This window comes from Candidatus Kuenenia sp., from assembly GCF_027493735.1.
Taxonomy (GTDB): Bacteria; Planctomycetota; Brocadiia; order Brocadiales; family Brocadiaceae; genus Kuenenia; species Kuenenia stuttgartiensis_A.
Map to the genome: position 1 here is coordinate 36,954 of NZ_JAOSKF010000003.1, position 17,648 is coordinate 54,601.

Here is a 17,648-nt window from a genome sequence, read left to right on the forward strand (position 1 = left end):
TAAAATATGAGTATGAACTTGAATTGCTAACGTTTCCAAATCTACCAATGGATTTTTAACCATGAACGCTTCCTTAAAAAAATACATTGCCCGTTTTGAATCATTGCAGGGAATACCTTCCGAAGAGGAATTAAGAAATAGTTTCGGGGGATTGCACCAGGAACAATTGTCTATTGAGGAATATACACGTTTCTCCGGCACGGGGTATCAACGAAATGTTATTAATGCCAGTGCCACATGTGAGTTAATTGCATTGTGTTTTAAGCCGGGACAATACACCTCAATTCATGACCACGGAGGTTCTGTTGGGATTGCCTTTGTTTACAAAGGGACTATGACGGAAGAATTATTTGAAAAACAGCAATCATCGGGTATGATCGCACCGTTTGCAAAGAATTCGGTTTCGGCAAATGAAGTGTCCTGCATTGATCTTTCGACAATTCATCGTGTATCAAATGTTCATGATGATGGATTAGTTGTTATTACTGTCTATTTCCCGCCTCTTGTTGCAATGAATATTTATAACACGGAAAATACCCTGGTTGAGAAATGGACAGCGGCGGCACAGAGGAAACAATATTCTTAGTAACTTTAATTGTGAAATACGAAATACGAATCCACCCCCTGCACCCCCGCCAGCGGGGGACATTTTCTCCCATTGGAAAGGGGCATGGGGGAGGATTAGGATTGAAATTTAGCATTTTCGGATTTCACCATTAAATATTTTGCCAGAAAGCATGCACTGACGAATGGAAGTGTGCAAAGAAATTTCGTCACACTTTGTAACACTTTAGTTTTTTGAAAAATGTATTACCTATAAGCTCCGCAGGAGCAGCCTGTTTGTATCAAAATAGGATATTGTAACAGATCGTAGAGACAGGTTTGAAACCTGTCTCTACTACAATTAGGAGCGACCTGTCTCTTGTAAATCCATATAAACAGGTCTACCTGAATACAGACAGGCCGCTCCTACGGAGCTATTTACTCTATTGAATTTTATTGTGCTACTACAAACAGACCGCCCCTAACGGGGCTACATGGTATTTTTTCTATCCCGTGAATTTTCCAAAAAGCTAAAATGTTACCACACTTTAGTTTTTTGAAATTACTGGAAAATTCCAAATCCCTTAATAAAGATATTCTAAAATGCCGGAAAAGATGGAAGAGAATAGCCCGTGGCAAACGGCGCTAACACAATTCAATAATGTCTCGAAGCGGATGAACCTCCCGGAGGATATTCATCAGATATTGAAACATTTTTCCCGAATCCTTACCGTGTCTGTTCCAGTTCGGATGGATAACGGATCAACAGCTTCGTTTGAAGGATTCCGGGTTCAGCATTGTTCTGCCAAAGGGCCTTATAAGGGAGGCATACGGTATCATCCGGACCTTACTTTGGACGACTTAAAGGCACTGGCAATGGAAATGACATGGAAGTGTTCCCTAGTGGATATTCCTTTTGGCGGAGCAAAAGGAGGCGTCGTTTGCGACCCCAAAAAACTCTCACGCGGCGAACTTGAAAGAATTACCCGGCGCTATACGTATGCTATTCAGCCAATCATCGGGCCAGACATCGATATTCCCGCGCCGGACGTCAATACAAACGAGCAAATCATGGCATGGATCATGGACACCTACAGCATGAATAAAGGCTTTTGTTCCCCCGGCATCGTCACGGGGAAACCATTGAATATTGGGGGCTCTCTGGGCAGGGCAGATGCAACGGGGCTTGGCGTTGCCTATATTGCCGCAAGCGCGGTGCGTCAAAACAAAAAAACACTAAAGGGCCTCAACGTAGTCATACAGGGATATGGCAATGTCGGGTCTGCCGCGGGAAAATTTTTAGAAGAAATGGGGTGTAAGATAGTAGCTGTCAGCAGTTCAACCGGTGGAATATACAACCCGGGGGGGTTGTCTCATAACGCTATTATAGAACATTACAGAAAAACCGGAGGATTCCGGTATTTTCCCCTTGCAGAAAATATTACGAACGCTGAATTACTGGAACTACCCTGTGACGTGCTGATTCCCGCAGCAATGGGAGGCCAGATCACAAAGAAGAATGCCGGTAAAATAAAGGCAAAACTGATCGTAGAGGGTGCAAATGGCCCTACAACCCCGGAGGCGGACGAAATACTCTCCGGCAGGAAAATAAAGATCGTACCGGACATCCTTGCAAATGCGGGGGGTGTGATTGTTTCCTATTTCGAGTGGGTGCAGGATGCGCAATGTTATTTCTGGTGCAAAAACGAGGTAAACGCCAAACTTAAAATACTTCTTGAAAGATCATTTAATGACGTTTATGCTTTCGCACAAAAAAACAAATATTCCCTACGCACCTCTGCCATGATGCTGGCAATTAAAAAAGTCGCTGACGTTTTTACCGTGAGGGGATTGTATCCGTAACTTTTATAACTACAAAAGAAAGGTGTTATTACAATGGAGTTCGAAAACTTTAATGACCATGAAGTCCTTCGAATCGCAATAAACATGGAAAAAGAAGGCAAGGTTTTTTATACTACCCTGGCAGAAAACGCAAAAGACTCAAGGGTAAAAGAAATCTTTGCAAAGCTCGCGCAGGACGAAGAAGATCATATGGATACCTTCCAGAGGATTTATGATTCTTTGCCTTCGCCACAGGAACAAATATACGCCGGCGAGGATTACACGGCAGATGAATATTTGAAGCACCTTGTGGATACAGGTGTCTTTACCAGGAAAGACTCGGCAAAAGAACTTGCCTTGCAGATAAAAAGCGATGTTGACGCTTTAAAAATCGGCATACAAGCAGAGAAGGATGCAATCCTCTACTACCGCGAAGCAATACAGCATACAAAAAACGATGACGGACGGAAAGCCTTTGAACAATTATTAAACGAAGAAAAAACCCACCTTCATTTACTGGCAAAACAAATGATTCTTTTGAAAGAGTGCGCGGCATAGAAGCGCAACAATGTCTTCTGTAATACACAAGCTACACATTTGTTGAATCATTGCCGACCATCGCATAAAAATAGATTTGAGCGAACAAATCATCTTTTTATCATTCACCTTATCCTTCAAAAATGCATTGAAACTATTATCTCCTTTTTTTTACGGCGGCATACAGTATGCAAAAATCATGGAAAGAAACTCTTTCGGAATTATCCATGTAAGAGCTTCAAGAGGCGAAAAGCATAATCGCCAGATTAATTCAGGAAGAAAAAAAGAGGCAAAAAGGGCTTAAAAGGAAGGCGCCGGAAACAAAACAAGGATCTTTTGAGGACGATGAAAACCCTGTGATCTTCTTCCAACCTGAAGAAGGAACAAACGCCAGACAGAAGCGCACAGAGGAGAGGTTTGTTTTAGACACGGAAGGTTTCTGTTCTGCAGTAAGAAGGGATCAAATCGATTTTATGCATGAAGAGGTCCCCATTCTCATAAAAGACATTTCTAAACATGGAATACATTTTACCTCCAAAAGACCCTTTATCCCTTCTACAATACTAATAATCACCTTTTATTTGTCATATAAAATCCAACAGGCACAAGACGGCACAGACATACAGAGAACGGTGTATTACACAGCAAAGAAAACAAACAACGTGGATGACAATCTTTTGTACAAGAGAACACAAAAGCAAATTTATGCAGAGGTACGAAGGGTCATCGAGTGTTCTGATATAACGGGAGTTATGTATGATGTAGGCGCCCTCGCGATTGATCGTACGAAGGCGGATGAATTACGGAAAGAGTGGGAAGATTGCTATTTAATAAAAAAACGCCTTTCCGTCAAGCACGGCTTAAACATCCTGATTGTTTCTATGTTTGAGAAGGTTGTTAAACATCGGATGTACTCTTGCTTGACAGCGTGTGTTTATACTGAAGGCCTCGGATACAATCCTGCCTGCCTTACAATTTCAGGCACCGCTTCTTCCCACTCAACGGCCATAATATGAATACCTGCAACGCCTTTTATCTCTCTCACCTGCTCAATTACTTCCAGACAAATCTTTATCCCTTCTTCTTTCCCTCTTTTCGCTTCAGCAGCAGCGTCCATGCGCTCCATAACTTCATCAGGCACATCCATGCCGGGTACGTTATATTTCATATGCTTTGCCATGCCCTTTGATTTGAGGGGCGCTACACCGGCAAGTATATAGGTCTTTTCGTGAAGTCCCATATCAGTAACCATTTTCATCCATTCTTTAAATTTGTTTACGTTGTAGATAATTTGAGTCTGAATAAAATCCGCACCTGCCTTAATTTTTTTACCAAGTCTCGCCGCACGATATTTAAAAGGGTCTGCAAATGGGTTCTCCGCTGCACCAATAAAAAACGCGGGACTCCCCGCCTTCAATTCCTGTCCGCACTGGGATAACCTTTCGTCCCTAAGTGCTTTTACGATTTGAATAAGTTGAATGGAATCAATGTCAAATACGCCTTTTGCCATCGGATGGTCGCCAAATTTCTGATGGTCTCCCGTGAGGCAAAGCACGTTTTTTGCCCCCAAAGCCGCAGCGCCCAAAAGATCGCTCTGTATGGCAATACGGTTTCTATCCCGGCATGTCATCTGAACAATGGGTTCCACACCCGAATCAAGCACAATTCTGCCTGCAGCGATGCTTGACATCCTTACCACGGCGGTTTGGCAATCGGTAATGTTAAAGGCATCGCCATATCCCTTCAGCATCACCGCTTTTTTTTCAATTACCGTTCTGTCCGCACCCCTTGGAGGGCCGAGTTCCGCTGTTACTGCAAATTTTCCGTCACGAAGTAATTTCTCCAGATTGCTTCCAGATTTCATGGTTTCGCTCATTTCCTAATATAGTTAACAATACCTATTTACAAAAACATTGCCAGGGCGTAATTGTTTTCACGGTAACTTCTCAATAAGTTGAGGTTTTTATAATAATTTCTACCTTCCACAGTCTGCAATCTGCAGTTTGCCGATCGTAGATTGCAGATTGCCGACTGTAAGAGAGTTCTTTGCCTCAACTTATTGAGAAGTTACTTTTCCACTGTAAAACTTTGAGATTATACCAGTAAGCAATTATTTTATACAAGCATCTTTTCCTTGTTCCATTCTTGGTGCTTCAAACATCCAGGGTGGATTAAGATGCGGCTTTTTTGCACCGAATCCACCACAATAATACTTAATTATTCATCTTTCTAATACCATGATTTGTTGTAACTATTCAGCGTAATCTATTAAACTATCGAAGCACAACTCGTTCTCAAACCTTGTACTGAACATAGTGAAGTATCTGTTTGGGAACGTAATGGCAAGGGAAACTACATTCGCGGGTTAAGGTTTGTAACCCAATGTCATTAAGTTAAGAATTATTGTAACACTTTGGTTTAAAAAAAACGTATTACCGATAAGCTCCGTAGGAGCAACCTGTTTGTAGTAGTAGATAGGATACCATAACAGATATTAGCTCCGTCAGGAGCGGCCTGTCTTCCTGTCAATCATATACAGGCCGCTCCTATGGAGCTATTTACCTGTTGAATTTTATTGCGCTACAAACAGACCGCCCCTAAAGGGGCTACATTGTTTTTTAGGCTCTTCAGGCTGCAGGTTGCTTAACTTAATGACATTGGTTTGTAACCTGAACCAAACGTTTTATACTTTCAATCCAGCCTTCTATTAGCAGAACAAATGACAAATAAATTCCAGATTCCAAACAGGGATTTTGTGATTTGGGAATTGGCATTTTACCACAGTACATGGCCCCATTATACGCATAAACTCATAGGTTCAGGTTACAAACCTGAACCCGCCTGTAGTCGTGGCAATGCGCATCATCGTGAAAAATGGAGGGTTGATTATGCCGATGTAGATGGCGGATATATTGGATTCATTAGTCAATTAGTAAACACAGATACGAGTGATTGGACAACAGATGCCTGGAATGCTACAATTTATTGGTATATGAGGGGTGGGTAAAAATAAATGCCGCTGGGTTTTTGCATTTTAAAACCCCACCTAATTTAATAACCGCCAAAACACATTAGTCTAAGGAAAGGTATCGGGAAAATGAATAATTACTGGGTTAAAAAAACAGTTGGAGGCCTCCTCCTGGTAATATCAAGCCTCTCCTTTGTTAACGACTCTTATTCATACAGCCGCGAGAATTACGGCGCCCATTCCATGATTTACCCGGATATGCCGGAAGTTGATATCGAAGAACTCTTTTCAAAAAGTTCGGCATTGGGGATTGCTTACCTGCGGCTTGATGTTCAGTTGTCTTCCATTTTTGTTCAGGAAGACGCACCTCCGGAGTGGGAACCAATGGATATTATTGTAGATTTGGCGGGAAAATATGGCGTACAGATATTGGGAACACTCACTTCCATGCCAGACTGGGCAGGGAATTGTCCGTCAGGAGAGGCCGCCTATGACCCCAATTTTTGCCCACCTGCAGATTATGATCAATGGGCAAAATGGATTGCCATGATTGTGGGACGATACAAAGGCGATATTCATTACTGGGAAGTTTGGAACGAACCCAATGAATATACTTGCACCAGCACTGCATGCGAAGGATTCTTTTACGGCGATGCTTCGGAATATGCACAATTGCTCTCCACAACATATGACGCTATTAAGGCGGCGGACAGCTCTGCAAACATTCTTATTGCGGGCGTTTTTATGCCTCTAGACCATGAGGATCTCTCTGAATGGCTGCAGGAAGTGGCAGAAAATGCCCCGGATAAATTTGACATTGCCAACATTCACGTTCGTGATGATCTCGATAAATTGCCAGATATGGTTGCAGAGTTTATAGAGATGTTTTCATCGATAGGTTTCGACGGTCCGGTATGGGTATCGGAACATGGATACACATCTGACCCTAATTATCAAACGGATAAGAATTATAAAAACGGCCTCATATCGCAGGCGGAATACTATGCTTCCTCCATAAATGACATTCTGGACAATGGCGTTGATAAGGTATTTGTCACCTTGAGGGATAATGATGAATTAGAGGCGGCAGATGTTGCAGAAGGATTGCTCGCACAGGTCATAGATGACCAAACCACCGGCGAAGTAACTTTTATTGAAAAGCCATCATATATAGCAGTACAGGAACTTATAAATGCAGATGCAAGTGCAACCCCAACCCCAACTCCAACACCAAGTCCGGCGCCAGGTGAATGTGATGCGAAATCTATAACGGCGGCGTCTGAATTAAGCCTTGCAAGGGGGGAAAGTGAAGAAGTTACCGTGACGGTAAAGGGCGACAATGATTGCTTCTCTGAAGGCGTTACGGTGAAAGCAAAAATTAAAAAGGGGAAGAAGTTCATAAAAATACCGGCGAAAACGGCAGAAACCGATAAAAACGGGGAGGCAACATTCACCATCACTGCCGGAAATAAGAAAGGTAATGCAAAAGTACTATTCACCTCAGATGGGCTGAAGGCAACGCTCAATGTAAAGGTTGGCAAGGAGTAATACAAAAATGATGCGAAGGGGGGGCGGGAAATAGCAAATCCTATCTCTAACCCCCAAGCTGGCAAAGCCAGAACCGAACAAGCACGAAAACAGTCCTCAGTCGGCAATCGGCAATTTGCAGATTGCCGAAGGGGCAATAAATATTTTGACAAAAAGCGCCTGGAAATTGTCATTTGTAGTGCGACGAGGTTCGTCGCACTACATGATTTTGTAGGTTCCTCTTAGTACCTTTCGTGCTTCGTGTTTTGTGGTAAAACTCTTTTTGGTTGCGGCTTTTCTGCGTTATGAAGTGTAATTTGCGTAAAGGGAATCGTCCAGCCATGCTTGTTGCACGCATCAACCGCTATTTTTTGAATGGCACGGGAAAGTTTGTAATAGTCCCTGGCTACCCGTCCGGAGAAATTGGCAAGGATTGAATAATTGAGGGAAGACGACCCCGCCTCTTTAAATTCAACAACAATGCTATTGATATCTTTTTCATAACCGCTTTTTGAAAGTTCTTTTAAAATTATTTCCCTCAATATGCCCGGTATCTCTGAAGTGCTTATTGCCTGGTGCTGGTAATCAACGCCAAACGTAATATGAAGGCAAAACACCGTTGAAATGTTTATAGGTTTTTGTTGCAGGAATTCCACGGTTGAATAGGTTTTATCGCTTCCGCCGATAACCAAAAGCTTAACTATCTCCGGAGTCTGGATAACCACGTTGCCCAGGGTACCGTCCGCAAGGATTACCCAATCATTTTCTTTAGAGGGGAACCATGGTTCATCCTTATGAAATTGACGGGAACGAATCCCTTCGAGTTCCCTGATTGGAAGCCGGAGCATTCCTCCTTTTAATTCTGGGTTTACAAGATAGGTGTAAAGATTTAAGGAAGCAACCCTCCACGGCAAGCCATTATATATTACCCGCTCATTTTCTCTTACCGTTCCCAAATTTAACAAAAGTTTGCATTGTTCATAAAAGCGCGGCAAGGTTTGTTTTGCCGTCCATATCATCCCGAATATAAATATGAACGCCAATCCCAAAAGAACCCAATCCCCTGAAATATAAAGCACGATTAACAATGCGCTTGTAGCGCCAATGAAGGTTGCAATATGGTAAAATACCTCCGCAAGGCGTACGTAGAATGAATGCTTCACCGACTTGTAAACAGAACTGCTTCTATAAACGTACCTATGGATATAACGAAGGAGGAAGAAAACGGAAAAAAAGGCGATTATTGAAAAGATAAAATTCTTCCCCCTGCTCTTAAAAAACCCCTTTACCAGCTTCTGGCTTGATTCGAGCAAAGATTTTTTTTCACTTTCTTTCTCTGCCAACTGATATTTGGCTATTGTGAGTTCCGTAGAGCATTGCTTTCCTTTATTGTACCATTCGTGCTCCAGTGCGATTAATTGCTTTTTTAGCAGCTCATCATGCACATGCGCAGTAAGTTCCTGTATATTCCTTAAGGCGTTTTTTACAAACTGAATCTTTTTTTCATGATACGACACCTGCGTCCGGAGATTTTCAATTAATCTTGGTCGGGCGGTTATACTCTTTAACTCATTAATGATAGGCCCAATCAGCACCTGGGCTTCCTCTTTCCACTCAAATTGTTTCTGTGGTTTTGCATCGAACATTTTCAGGTCAAGGCCGGTTGCAATTTCTTCAAAATTTTCTCTTGATGTATTCAAATGTTCTTTGAGTTTCTCAATTTCTTTAATAATTTCTATTCTTTGTTCCTGTTCTGTTATGCCTGCAAGTTCATTTTTTTTGACGGCAATCTGTCCCTGAATTTCTTCCATTATCTGAATAATCCCTCTCAACGCCGTCAGGGAAGCTGTCTCTTCCGGAACACCCTGCGCTTCCTCTTCCTGCACAGTCTGAAGCCCGGATTGTCCATATGACAGGTTGCCGCATGGAAACAAAAGGAACAACGCTGCAATACAAATAAAACTACCGTTTTTGATGTTTTTCATTTTTCCTAAAATAACCTCCTAAGCTGGTATAGCCAGAACCAAACAAGCGCGAAATAAAAAATACGAAATCCGAAACAAATTCCAAAATCCTCCCCCCAACCCCATCCAAAGGGGGACAACCACAGTGGATATCAATTATCTCATAGCGCGGCTAGGCTGCAAACAAATATTTGCAGGAAGGCAAACCTGAAGGTGCGTCCTGCATAATCTCTGGAAAAAATATTTTTTATAAGATATTATGTATTCCATACATTTATATCTCATTGGTGTTACTGGTAACCGTTATAAAATAAAATCTATGATAAGAAAACATGTAAACAACATTACGCCAGGAATGGCGCTTGGTAAGACTATTTACGGAGATAATTATGCAATTCTCCTTAAAAAGGGGATAGCGATTACGCAGGATCATATTCTGAGCCTTAAAAGAAGAGGCATTGTATGCGTATATGTGGAGGAAGAAGACACTGCGGATATAGAAACGCCCGAGATTGTTTCTGAAAAAGTGCATACGATGATGACGAAGCGCGTCATCATAACATACAAAAAGATTTCTGATTCTTTTAAAGACCTCAGCATGAAAGGAAGTACCTGTGAATCCATCATAAACAGCATCAATTCCGAAAAGTTCAAGAAAACATTCCACCAAAATATCGAGCTAAAACAATTAAATAACGATATAAGCTTTTTCATTGAGAGATTATGGAAAGGAGGGGTTTTATTGAGAGATTATGGACAGGAGGTTTTGGCTGGACTGAATACCATAAAAACGCATGACAACTATACCTATGAGCATTCCGTTGATTCTGCGATTGTGGCTTTACTCTTTGCAAAGAGATTGCGCCTGGACAGAAATAAATTAAAACAAATCGCTATCGGAAAACTTCTTCATGATATCGGAAACATTTTTATTGATATGGAAATACTCAATAAACGGGAAAAGTTGTCAGAACATGAAAATGAACAAATTAAAAAACATTCTGTTCTCGGGTATGAATTACTGAAGGATCTGGAACATGTGGGATTTGTTGCCGCACACATCGCCTATCAGCACCATGAGTGGCAGGATGGTTCCGGATATCCACTGGGGTTAAAGGGGAGCAATACCTTTGACTTCTATAATGTAAATGAGATATGCTACAGCGATGAGGCGAAAATAATACTGCCGGCAGAAATTGCGGCTATTGCGGATTTTTATGATGCTTGTGTTGCAAACAGGCCTTTTCGTCCCCCGATTCCTCATGATATCGTATATGAACTTATTAAAAACGGAGCAGAGACACATTTTAATAAAGAATTGGTGCGATATTTTCTGGATTTATTACCAAAATACCCGGTAGGAACAGAGATAAAGATTAAAAATGGCGCATACGAAGGGTTTACCGGGTTTGTATTTTCTTTAAACAGAGATTCACTTAACAGGCCTGTTATAAAAATTCTTTATGATAACAACAAAAAGAAAATAAACCCTGTGGTTATAGATCTAAGCTCAGTGGGCAGGAATATAACGATACAATGCATTTTCTAACAGGCGTTTAAGACAAAGAGTAAAGGGATATATCAAACAATGAAAACAGAGAAAAATCAGAAAAAAACGATCTATATCCGTGATACCCTTTCAGATATGGCCCTCGCCGGAGAGGATTTTTCCGGCAAACGCCTGATTGAAAGCCATATTCAGTCTGTCAGGTTCGAAGAAGGGCGTTTCCGTTACCTCCGGGCACAGGACAGCAAATTCCAAAATGTTTCCTTCGACCATGCCCTTTGCGAAGGGGGATTTTATCTGGATTGTAAATGGGAAAAGGTGATGATACAGGATGCCCTTTTTACCTCAAACCATTTCTCCGGATGTACGATAGCAAAAACCACGGCAAAACTGAGTTCCTTCGGATTCTCCACATTTCACAAGTGCCAGCTCCGGGGTTCCTCTTTCAGCGAGGTCGCCTTCAGTGGTTCATTTTGGCATGATTGCCTGTTTGAGCGGGAGGATTACTTTTTCGTCCGCTTTCCCTTCTCAACCTTCATTGATACTCGGTTTGTGGAGTGCCGTCTGCAAAAGGCTATTTTTCGGGCAGCAATTTTTATCCGTTGCAGTTTTGAGAAATGCACGCTTGATGAAGCGGTGTTTCATAAGGCGCATTTTGTAGATACAAAGTGGGTTGATACCGATATAAATCAGGCGGCAAACCGGGATGAGGTGCGCTATGATTAACCTGGGGTTTGCCGTTTATTTTTTGAAAAAAACGAATTACTCAAAGGAGATCACGCCATGATTTGCAATCTGATATTCAGGCGTTTTACCGTGGGAAGTTACCCGATTAACGGGTATCTTGTTGCAGACCCTGAAACCAGGGTAGGGGTATTTATTGATCCCGGGGGTTTCAGCGATGAAATAGAGGCTTTTATCCGGGAACGGCAAATCCTCTTACAATATCTCTTTTTTACGCATGGACATTGGGACCCACCCAAAGGGGAAGGGGGGGTTCCCCCCCGCCCCTCTTTAAAGGTGAGGGGGGGGGAGGAGAGAAAAATATCTGCCAATAACATACTGCAGGGCAGCGAAATAATTGAGGTTGGTGCGCTGCAATTCAAAGCATTATCCACGCCGGGCCATACGCTTCATGGAATGTCGTACTATATCCCTGGTGGTGTGTTTACGGGAGATGCCCTTTTTTGCGGTTCAGTTGGTGGTACGAATTCTTCAAAGGCCGTTCAATGCCAGACAGAACATATCCACAAGCATATCTTCACCCTGCCTGACGAAACCCTTGTCTTTCCCGCCCACGGACCAATGACTACGGTAGGTATAGAGAAATACACAAATCCATTTTGCCAGTAAATGGGTTTATAGTATTGCCCTGTAAAAACCTCTTTTTTGTAACCTTTTCTTCGTACCACTATCCACCAACTTCTTGTTTTTAATGCTCGTTTAAATGCATAACAGTAAGGCATTGATTAGATGAGGCTTACGTAAAGTTTAGGAGTTTAGGAGTTTAGGAGTTTAGGAGTTAACTCTTTAACTCTTTAACTCTTTAACTCTTTAACTCTACAACTCTTTAACTCTACAACTCTCTTTGGAGCATTGGATTTTTTGTCATTTGAATTTGTTTCGTATTTCGATATTCGTATTTCGAATTTGGTTGCGGCCAAAGGCTGCGCTATGTATTTCAAGCATGGACATTGGGACCATACCGAAGGCATGCAGGAGTTTTCCCGCCGTTATCCTGTTAAGAGTTATGCCGGAGAGGGAGAAGTACATTCTGCCAATAACATGCTGCAGGGCAGCGAAATAATTGAGGTTGGTTCGCTGCAATTCAAAGCATTATCCACGCCTGGCCATACTCTTCATGGAATGTCGTACTATATCCCCGGTGGTGTGTTTACAGGAGATGCGCTTTTTTGCGGTTCAGTTGGTGGTACGAATTCTTCAAAGGCCGCTCAATGCCAGACAGAACATATCCGCAAGCATATCTTCACCCTGCCTGACGAAACCCTTGTCTTTCCCGCCCACGGGCCAATGACTACGGTAGGTATAGAGAAATACACAAATCCATTTTGCCGTAACACTTTAGTTTTTTGAAAAATCCATCCATGCTTTAACCCCATGCTTTAGCATGGGGTTGACAAAATAAAAATGTCCGGGGCTTTAGCCCTGAAGTACTGTTAATCCATGGCGGTCAAATGCGCGGGGAATAGTTGATTTAACCCTGACAGAGTTTGGAACTCTGTCGGGGTTACGGAATAATCCAAAGTCCTGGCTAAAGTCGGGTTTTTTACGAATATCTCCGCACTAAAGTGCGGAGTTAGGAGTGAAGATACGGTTCACACCTTGATTTGTGATCAAGCCCAAACTATCGACATGTTAACCCCTGATCAAGGTATGCCCCTTTTTACGCTTTAGGGTTACCACCTCTGGTGCGTGTTCAAACAGTAGCAAGGCACGTCTTACCACTACGCTGTTGAATGTCACCGTAGGCCTGATTCCCTACCTTCAAATGGTCCAGTCTACAACCTTAAGCCCTTTTATACGATTAAATTCCCTGGTATTATTAGATACAAGGGTTACACCGAGACTCATGGCATGAGCGCCAATGAGCATATCCATTGAGCCAATAGGGGTTCCTGCCTTTTCAAGGTTCGCCCTCACATTCCCGTACACCTCAGCAACCTTTTCATCGAAATCTGCAATTTCAAGAGGCAGGATAAACTCATGTAAAGCCTCTCTGTTTCTCTGGATATAATTGCTGTTTGCCACCCCGTATTGAAGTTCCGCGAGGGTAATAGATGAAATACCAACCTCCCCTATGTCGTGTTTTTTGAGATACGCAAGGATTTTAGGGTTTTTCCGCTTGATGAGATAAATGCATATATTGGTATCAAGCATACATTTCATTAAAGTGGCTCCCTTGTCTGGGTATCTAACTGTTTTCTCTCACCCATGAAGTCATCGGTAAATTTATCAAGGCTGTCTACCAAAGAATTCCACGATTCTTTGGCTGGAATAAGCATCACAATATTTCCCGACTTTTTGATAAATACGTGGTCACCCTCAAACCGAAACTCCTTGGGCAGCCTAACAGCCTGGCTTTGACCGTTTTGAAAAATTTTTGCAGTTTTCACAAAACACCTCCTTTGAATATATACTATGAATATATATTATTTTAGGATCATTGGCAAGCGCTATTTCGCCTTTATTTTATACCTTGTCTAGCCAATTTTAAAATTTCCTGCAAATCTACTATATGCCATTCAGTAAATATTAATTCAACGTCTTAATCGCATAACAACTGCGATCAACGACAAGGCTACAACCCCTGTGCCGGACTCGTCTGCTATATCGCGCGATCACGTTGTATTCTGCTCAAGTTGGCCGTGCCACCTGAGGGGAAGCATCCTCGATCCATGAGCAAGGGATATAGGGGGGGAAATAGGATATAGGGACACTTCTCTTATTATTCCTATTTTCCCCGTAATTCGAAATTCCCTGGAGGTTGTTTAGAAAGATAACCGCTAATGGACGCCAATGAACGCGAAAGCCGGTCGCCAGAAGCAGTAGGCAGTGGTCAGAGACTAGATTGCCAGATTTCTGTGACTCCCGTTAAAAATATTTGCGTCCATTTGCGTGTATTTGCGGTTTCTAAATTCCTTATTTTAATAGATTCGATATTCGTATTTCGAATTTGGTTGCGGCCAAAGGCTGCGCTATGTATTTCAAGTAGCTTTCTTTCTGCCTTGTAAATATTTTTGATAACGCCCTTCACCGACACACTCGCTTCCCACGGGACATTTCTCAATACAGCTTTCAGGGATATCACGCTGTATCATTCCCCCGCAGCTCTCGCATTCGAATTCATATTCAAAACCGGCCACCGACGCCGTACCTTTCTGATGGCAGTAGGGACACGTTACCTCCAAAATTTCCACCCTTTTTATCTTCTCCGCCCCCGGACACTGAAAGACGTTCGGTTTCTTGAATTCTTTTGCGGAAGATTGAGGGGACTCCTTTATTTTTGCAATAGTTTGAACCGCCAAAACGCGGAGAGGCATTCGCCGCTCTCCCTTTAAAAAATCCTGAAGCATTTTTATGGCCTCGCGATTCCCCTTTCCGGATCTGCCAATTTCTTCAAGGGCTTGACGCACCACTTCGCTTTCATTATGCTGCAATCTTTGCATAAGCAATTTCATAGGTGAATGTTCTTCGTTCATGCAGCTACTATGGCATATTTCCCACAAAATGAAAGAAACAACCCTGACAGGGTTAATATACCATGCTCGCCAAGACTCTTTTCTCTCATTTCGTGTAGGGTGGGCTTTTTCACAGCAAATCCACCAATAATAAATGAAACGGTTGATTCGCTGTCGCTTGATCCACCCTACTGTCTAACGGATTTTACCCACACCTTATGGGTGAAGACTTACCATATTCTTGTGTTCCCGGAATCTGCGTACCTGTTTCAACATGATAGGTTATTTTTTCAGGAGAGAATGTATTACGAATAATCTACTTTGCCATTGGAAATCTTTATCAACTTTTCAACAATTTTCACCATCGCCATCGTATCCAACTCACAATACTCTTCAAGATATTTCCGAACTGTCTTTCGCTCTTTTTCGGTAACACCTTCTCCATACGTCACTCGCAGATATTCATTGCTCGCCGTTCCACCATCGGCGATCTCCATCCCATCATATCCTTTTCCCGTTAGTACAGGTAAGACAGATTTGATCGATGCGCTTCCCTCTTGTTTGTAGTTATAGTAGTAGAAGGCTTTGAAAGGATCCAACAGATCAACTATTCGGGCTTGTATCTTCCGATTCCACTCCCGGTAAGCCGGAAATGCTTCGCACGCTTTGTTGAGTTTGTCTTTTTCAAAGGATGCGTTGTATGTAACAATCGATCCTTTCATGCCAAGGTGTTTTTTCAATAGCTTTAATAATTCCGGACGGGGGTCGTCTTTGCCTTCTGCTAAATAACCGATGTGCTCAAGTTTACTCTTTGGTGATGCTTGAATATGAAGCGAGAACTGAAATGGAATCTGTTGATACGGTTTTACATGGTCAAACAGCGGGATTGCAGTTCCGATAGTCTCAAAATCAAGATAATATAAAGGATAAGCAAGTTTATTTAAGAATGACTGTATTCCCTCTTTATTTACATACTCTCTTTTTGACCGAAGACTCTGTATCTGTATCTTTTGTTTAGCGGATAGTGTGATGGAATCATCGAACTTTAGAATATCGGTGACGCCATCATTTATCAATGAAAAGGCTTTCTCTCCTTTGAAGTAATATAACGTCAGCGGATTGTGTCTTGGCAAATAATCAAAGCATTTTTCTTGCAGCGGACATTCGTAAGGGTCGTTACAATGTAAACCGATTTCAATTTTGGGATATTTTTTTGCTGCAATTACTTTGATCATTTTTTCCAATCGTCCTTCAACTTCTGGAAGTAATATTTTCACATCCGATGTAATATCTTCAAGGGCAAATAACTTTCCCGGATCGATTTCTCCTTTGCGGACATATTCATTATTAATATGCAGAAGATAACATCGTTTGATCTCAAGTCCGGTTCCTTTATATGTATACCACTGCAAAGAAAGGTCGTAAAGATGAATATCTTTCACCTGGGTTGAACTTTTCACTTCTATAATTTCCCAGGCTTTTCTTCCTGCCGGATTTAGAATATCTGCGCGGGCGTAAGCGTTTTTATAACGAAATGCGGCTTCAAAAAGCGGTAGGCGTTTTGAGATTAACTGTTTAGATTGCTCAATGACCTTTTCAAAAGCGATGATATCTTCAGACACTTCTATTCCGGTTGGATAGCGTTTTTTTGCGTATTCACCGACTAAATGTCCTTGGTCGAATAGCGATTGCGTGCCGGCATCTACTTCCTGGAACTCTTCCTTTGCGTTGTAGTAATGCCAGAGGAGTTTATGGCACTGAATACCGGCGATGTATTTTGTTTTGGAGATGAAGGGTGATTTATTCATAACGCAAAAATGTTAGTTATCTATCTTTCCAATTAATTAGATCATATAAATTATCGGGATTGAATCGTTCTGCTTTAGTATACATCTCTCATGAGAATCGAAAGGGTGCATTCCCGATTTTTTGTAAATATAGTCAAAAAATAAGGTTTTCGGAAGATGAATAATAGAATTTATTGCAAGGGTGGTACAGGCATCCTGCCTGTATTCCGCACAGGCAAAAAGCCTGTGCCACCCATCTATTGATACCTGGAGTATATATTAAATTTTAGAAAAATAGATACTATTGGCTATAAACAATTAGTGGGGCATAAAAATATAGGTCATTGTAGAGACAGGTTTGAAACCTGTCTCTACGATGCTTCCCTGTCTGCGTACGTTTCCGAAGGTAGCCAGACCGTCCCGGTCTGGGCGAGTCGCCTGTCTGCGTGCCGGGACGTATAGGCAGGCAGCTTGTGTATTAAATATCACATGCAGGATACTTGTGTTACATTGTGCAGATAGTTACAAAAAATCGGGAATGCACCCGAATCGAAATGTTAATCCTCTACCATCATTAAACGCAACTTAATAATTAGGGCGATTTGTGAAATTTTCCAGCGATTACTTCTCATGACTGTCTTGGGCCTTGAAGCGGGAGAATAAGAGAAACCATTTTCCATATCTCTTCATCTGACTTCTCGCCAAACGCCGTTCGCAAGGCAATGGAATCAGGTCATCTGAAAAATTCGTGGTCAGGCATCCTGGGTTCGCCAG

General features: G+C 42.1%; 16 protein-coding genes. 10 read left to right on the plus strand and 6 right to left on the minus strand.

Annotated features, from left to right (window positions below):
- The first annotated feature begins 61 nt into the window (after nucleotides 1-61).
- From M5U24_RS02875 to M5U24_RS02890, 4 genes are all read left to right on the plus strand, one after another.
- Nucleotides 62-586: a cysteine dioxygenase family protein gene (locus tag M5U24_RS02875; RefSeq protein WP_099325416.1), complete on the plus strand. Its 525-nt coding sequence runs from the start codon at nucleotides 62-64 to the stop codon at nucleotides 584-586.
- A gap of 560 nt (nucleotides 587-1,146) precedes the next feature.
- On the plus strand, nucleotides 1,147-2,406 hold the full coding sequence (locus tag M5U24_RS02880) for a Glu/Leu/Phe/Val dehydrogenase (RefSeq protein ID WP_099325415.1): 1,260 nt from the start codon (nucleotides 1,147-1,149) through the stop codon (nucleotides 2,404-2,406).
- Nucleotides 2,407-2,439: 33 nt separating this feature from the next.
- Nucleotides 2,440-2,943, plus strand: coding sequence for a ferritin family protein (locus M5U24_RS02885; protein WP_099325414.1), 504 nt, complete (start codon nucleotides 2,440-2,442; stop codon nucleotides 2,941-2,943).
- 335 nt (nucleotides 2,944-3,278) lie between these two features.
- Nucleotides 3,279-3,938 (plus strand): hypothetical protein, encoded by a 660-nt coding sequence (locus M5U24_RS02890; protein WP_157820538.1) that lies wholly within the window; start codon nucleotides 3,279-3,281, stop codon nucleotides 3,936-3,938.
- Here the strand turns inward: M5U24_RS02890 and M5U24_RS02895 are convergent.
- Nucleotides 3,857-4,786: a methylenetetrahydrofolate reductase gene (locus M5U24_RS02895; protein WP_099325412.1), complete on the minus strand. Its 930-nt coding sequence runs from the start codon at nucleotides 4,784-4,786 to the stop codon at nucleotides 3,857-3,859. The two genes, M5U24_RS02890 and M5U24_RS02895, sit on opposite strands and share 82 nt — an antisense overlap.
- A gap of 855 nt (nucleotides 4,787-5,641) precedes the next feature.
- Here M5U24_RS02895 and M5U24_RS02900 point away from each other — a divergent pair.
- Nucleotides 5,642-5,929, plus strand: a complete 288-nt coding sequence (locus M5U24_RS02900; RefSeq protein WP_298201491.1) for a hypothetical protein — start codon at nucleotides 5,642-5,644, stop codon at nucleotides 5,927-5,929.
- Nucleotides 5,930-6,019: 90 nt separating this feature from the next.
- On the plus strand, nucleotides 6,020-7,438 hold the full coding sequence (locus M5U24_RS02905; protein WP_164994270.1) for a glycosyl hydrolase: 1,419 nt from the start codon (nucleotides 6,020-6,022) through the stop codon (nucleotides 7,436-7,438).
- A gap of 221 nt (nucleotides 7,439-7,659) precedes the next feature.
- Here the strand turns inward: M5U24_RS02905 and M5U24_RS02910 are convergent, their stop codons facing one another.
- Nucleotides 7,660-9,402 carry a hypothetical protein gene (locus tag M5U24_RS02910; protein WP_099325316.1) on the minus strand — a complete coding sequence of 581 codons (1,743 nt, stop codon included), beginning with the start codon at nucleotides 9,400-9,402 and terminating at the stop codon, nucleotides 7,660-7,662.
- 298 nt (nucleotides 9,403-9,700) lie between these two features.
- Here M5U24_RS02910 and M5U24_RS02915 point away from each other — a divergent pair, with 298 nt between their 5' ends.
- The 4 genes from M5U24_RS02915 to M5U24_RS02930 all read left to right on the plus strand — a co-directional run bounded on the left by M5U24_RS02915 (nucleotide 9,701) and on the right by M5U24_RS02930 (nucleotide 12,982).
- Entirely contained in the window at nucleotides 9,701-10,930 is a 1,230-nt protein-coding gene (locus M5U24_RS02915) for an HD domain-containing phosphohydrolase (RefSeq protein WP_298201494.1), read from the plus strand.
- A 39-nt stretch (nucleotides 10,931-10,969) separates the two neighbouring features.
- Nucleotides 10,970-11,614, plus strand: a complete 645-nt coding sequence (locus tag M5U24_RS02920; RefSeq protein WP_099325313.1) for a pentapeptide repeat-containing protein — start codon at nucleotides 10,970-10,972, stop codon at nucleotides 11,612-11,614.
- A 57-nt stretch (nucleotides 11,615-11,671) separates the two neighbouring features.
- Nucleotides 11,672-12,241 carry a hypothetical protein gene (locus tag M5U24_RS02925; RefSeq protein WP_298201496.1) on the plus strand — a complete coding sequence of 190 codons (570 nt, stop codon included), beginning with the start codon at nucleotides 11,672-11,674 and terminating at the stop codon, nucleotides 12,239-12,241.
- 252 nt (nucleotides 12,242-12,493) lie between these two features.
- Nucleotides 12,494-12,982 carry an MBL fold metallo-hydrolase gene (locus tag M5U24_RS02930; protein ID WP_298201498.1) on the plus strand — a complete coding sequence of 163 codons (489 nt, stop codon included), beginning with the start codon at nucleotides 12,494-12,496 and terminating at the stop codon, nucleotides 12,980-12,982.
- Nucleotides 12,983-13,393: 411 nt separating this feature from the next.
- Here M5U24_RS02930 and M5U24_RS02935 read toward each other — a convergent pair whose 3' ends face one another.
- From M5U24_RS02935 to M5U24_RS02950, 4 genes are all read right to left on the minus strand, one after another.
- On the minus strand, nucleotides 13,394-13,795 hold the full coding sequence (locus tag M5U24_RS02935; RefSeq protein WP_099325311.1) for a type II toxin-antitoxin system VapC family toxin: 402 nt from the start codon (nucleotides 13,793-13,795) through the stop codon (nucleotides 13,394-13,396).
- Entirely contained in the window at nucleotides 13,795-14,022 is a 228-nt protein-coding gene (gene vapB, locus M5U24_RS02940) for a type II toxin-antitoxin system VapB family antitoxin (RefSeq protein ID WP_099325310.1), read from the minus strand. The genes M5U24_RS02935 and vapB overlap by 1 nt, the downstream gene beginning before the upstream one ends.
- 591 nt (nucleotides 14,023-14,613) lie before the next feature.
- Entirely contained in the window at nucleotides 14,614-15,087 is a 474-nt protein-coding gene (locus tag M5U24_RS02945) for a HEAT repeat domain-containing protein (protein ID WP_099325309.1), read from the minus strand.
- 305 nt (nucleotides 15,088-15,392) lie between these two features.
- Complete coding sequence (locus tag M5U24_RS02950) at nucleotides 15,393-16,895, minus strand: DUF2779 domain-containing protein (RefSeq protein WP_099325308.1); 1,503 nt, start codon at nucleotides 16,893-16,895, stop codon at nucleotides 15,393-15,395.
- Nucleotides 16,896-17,648: the final 753 nt, after the last annotated feature.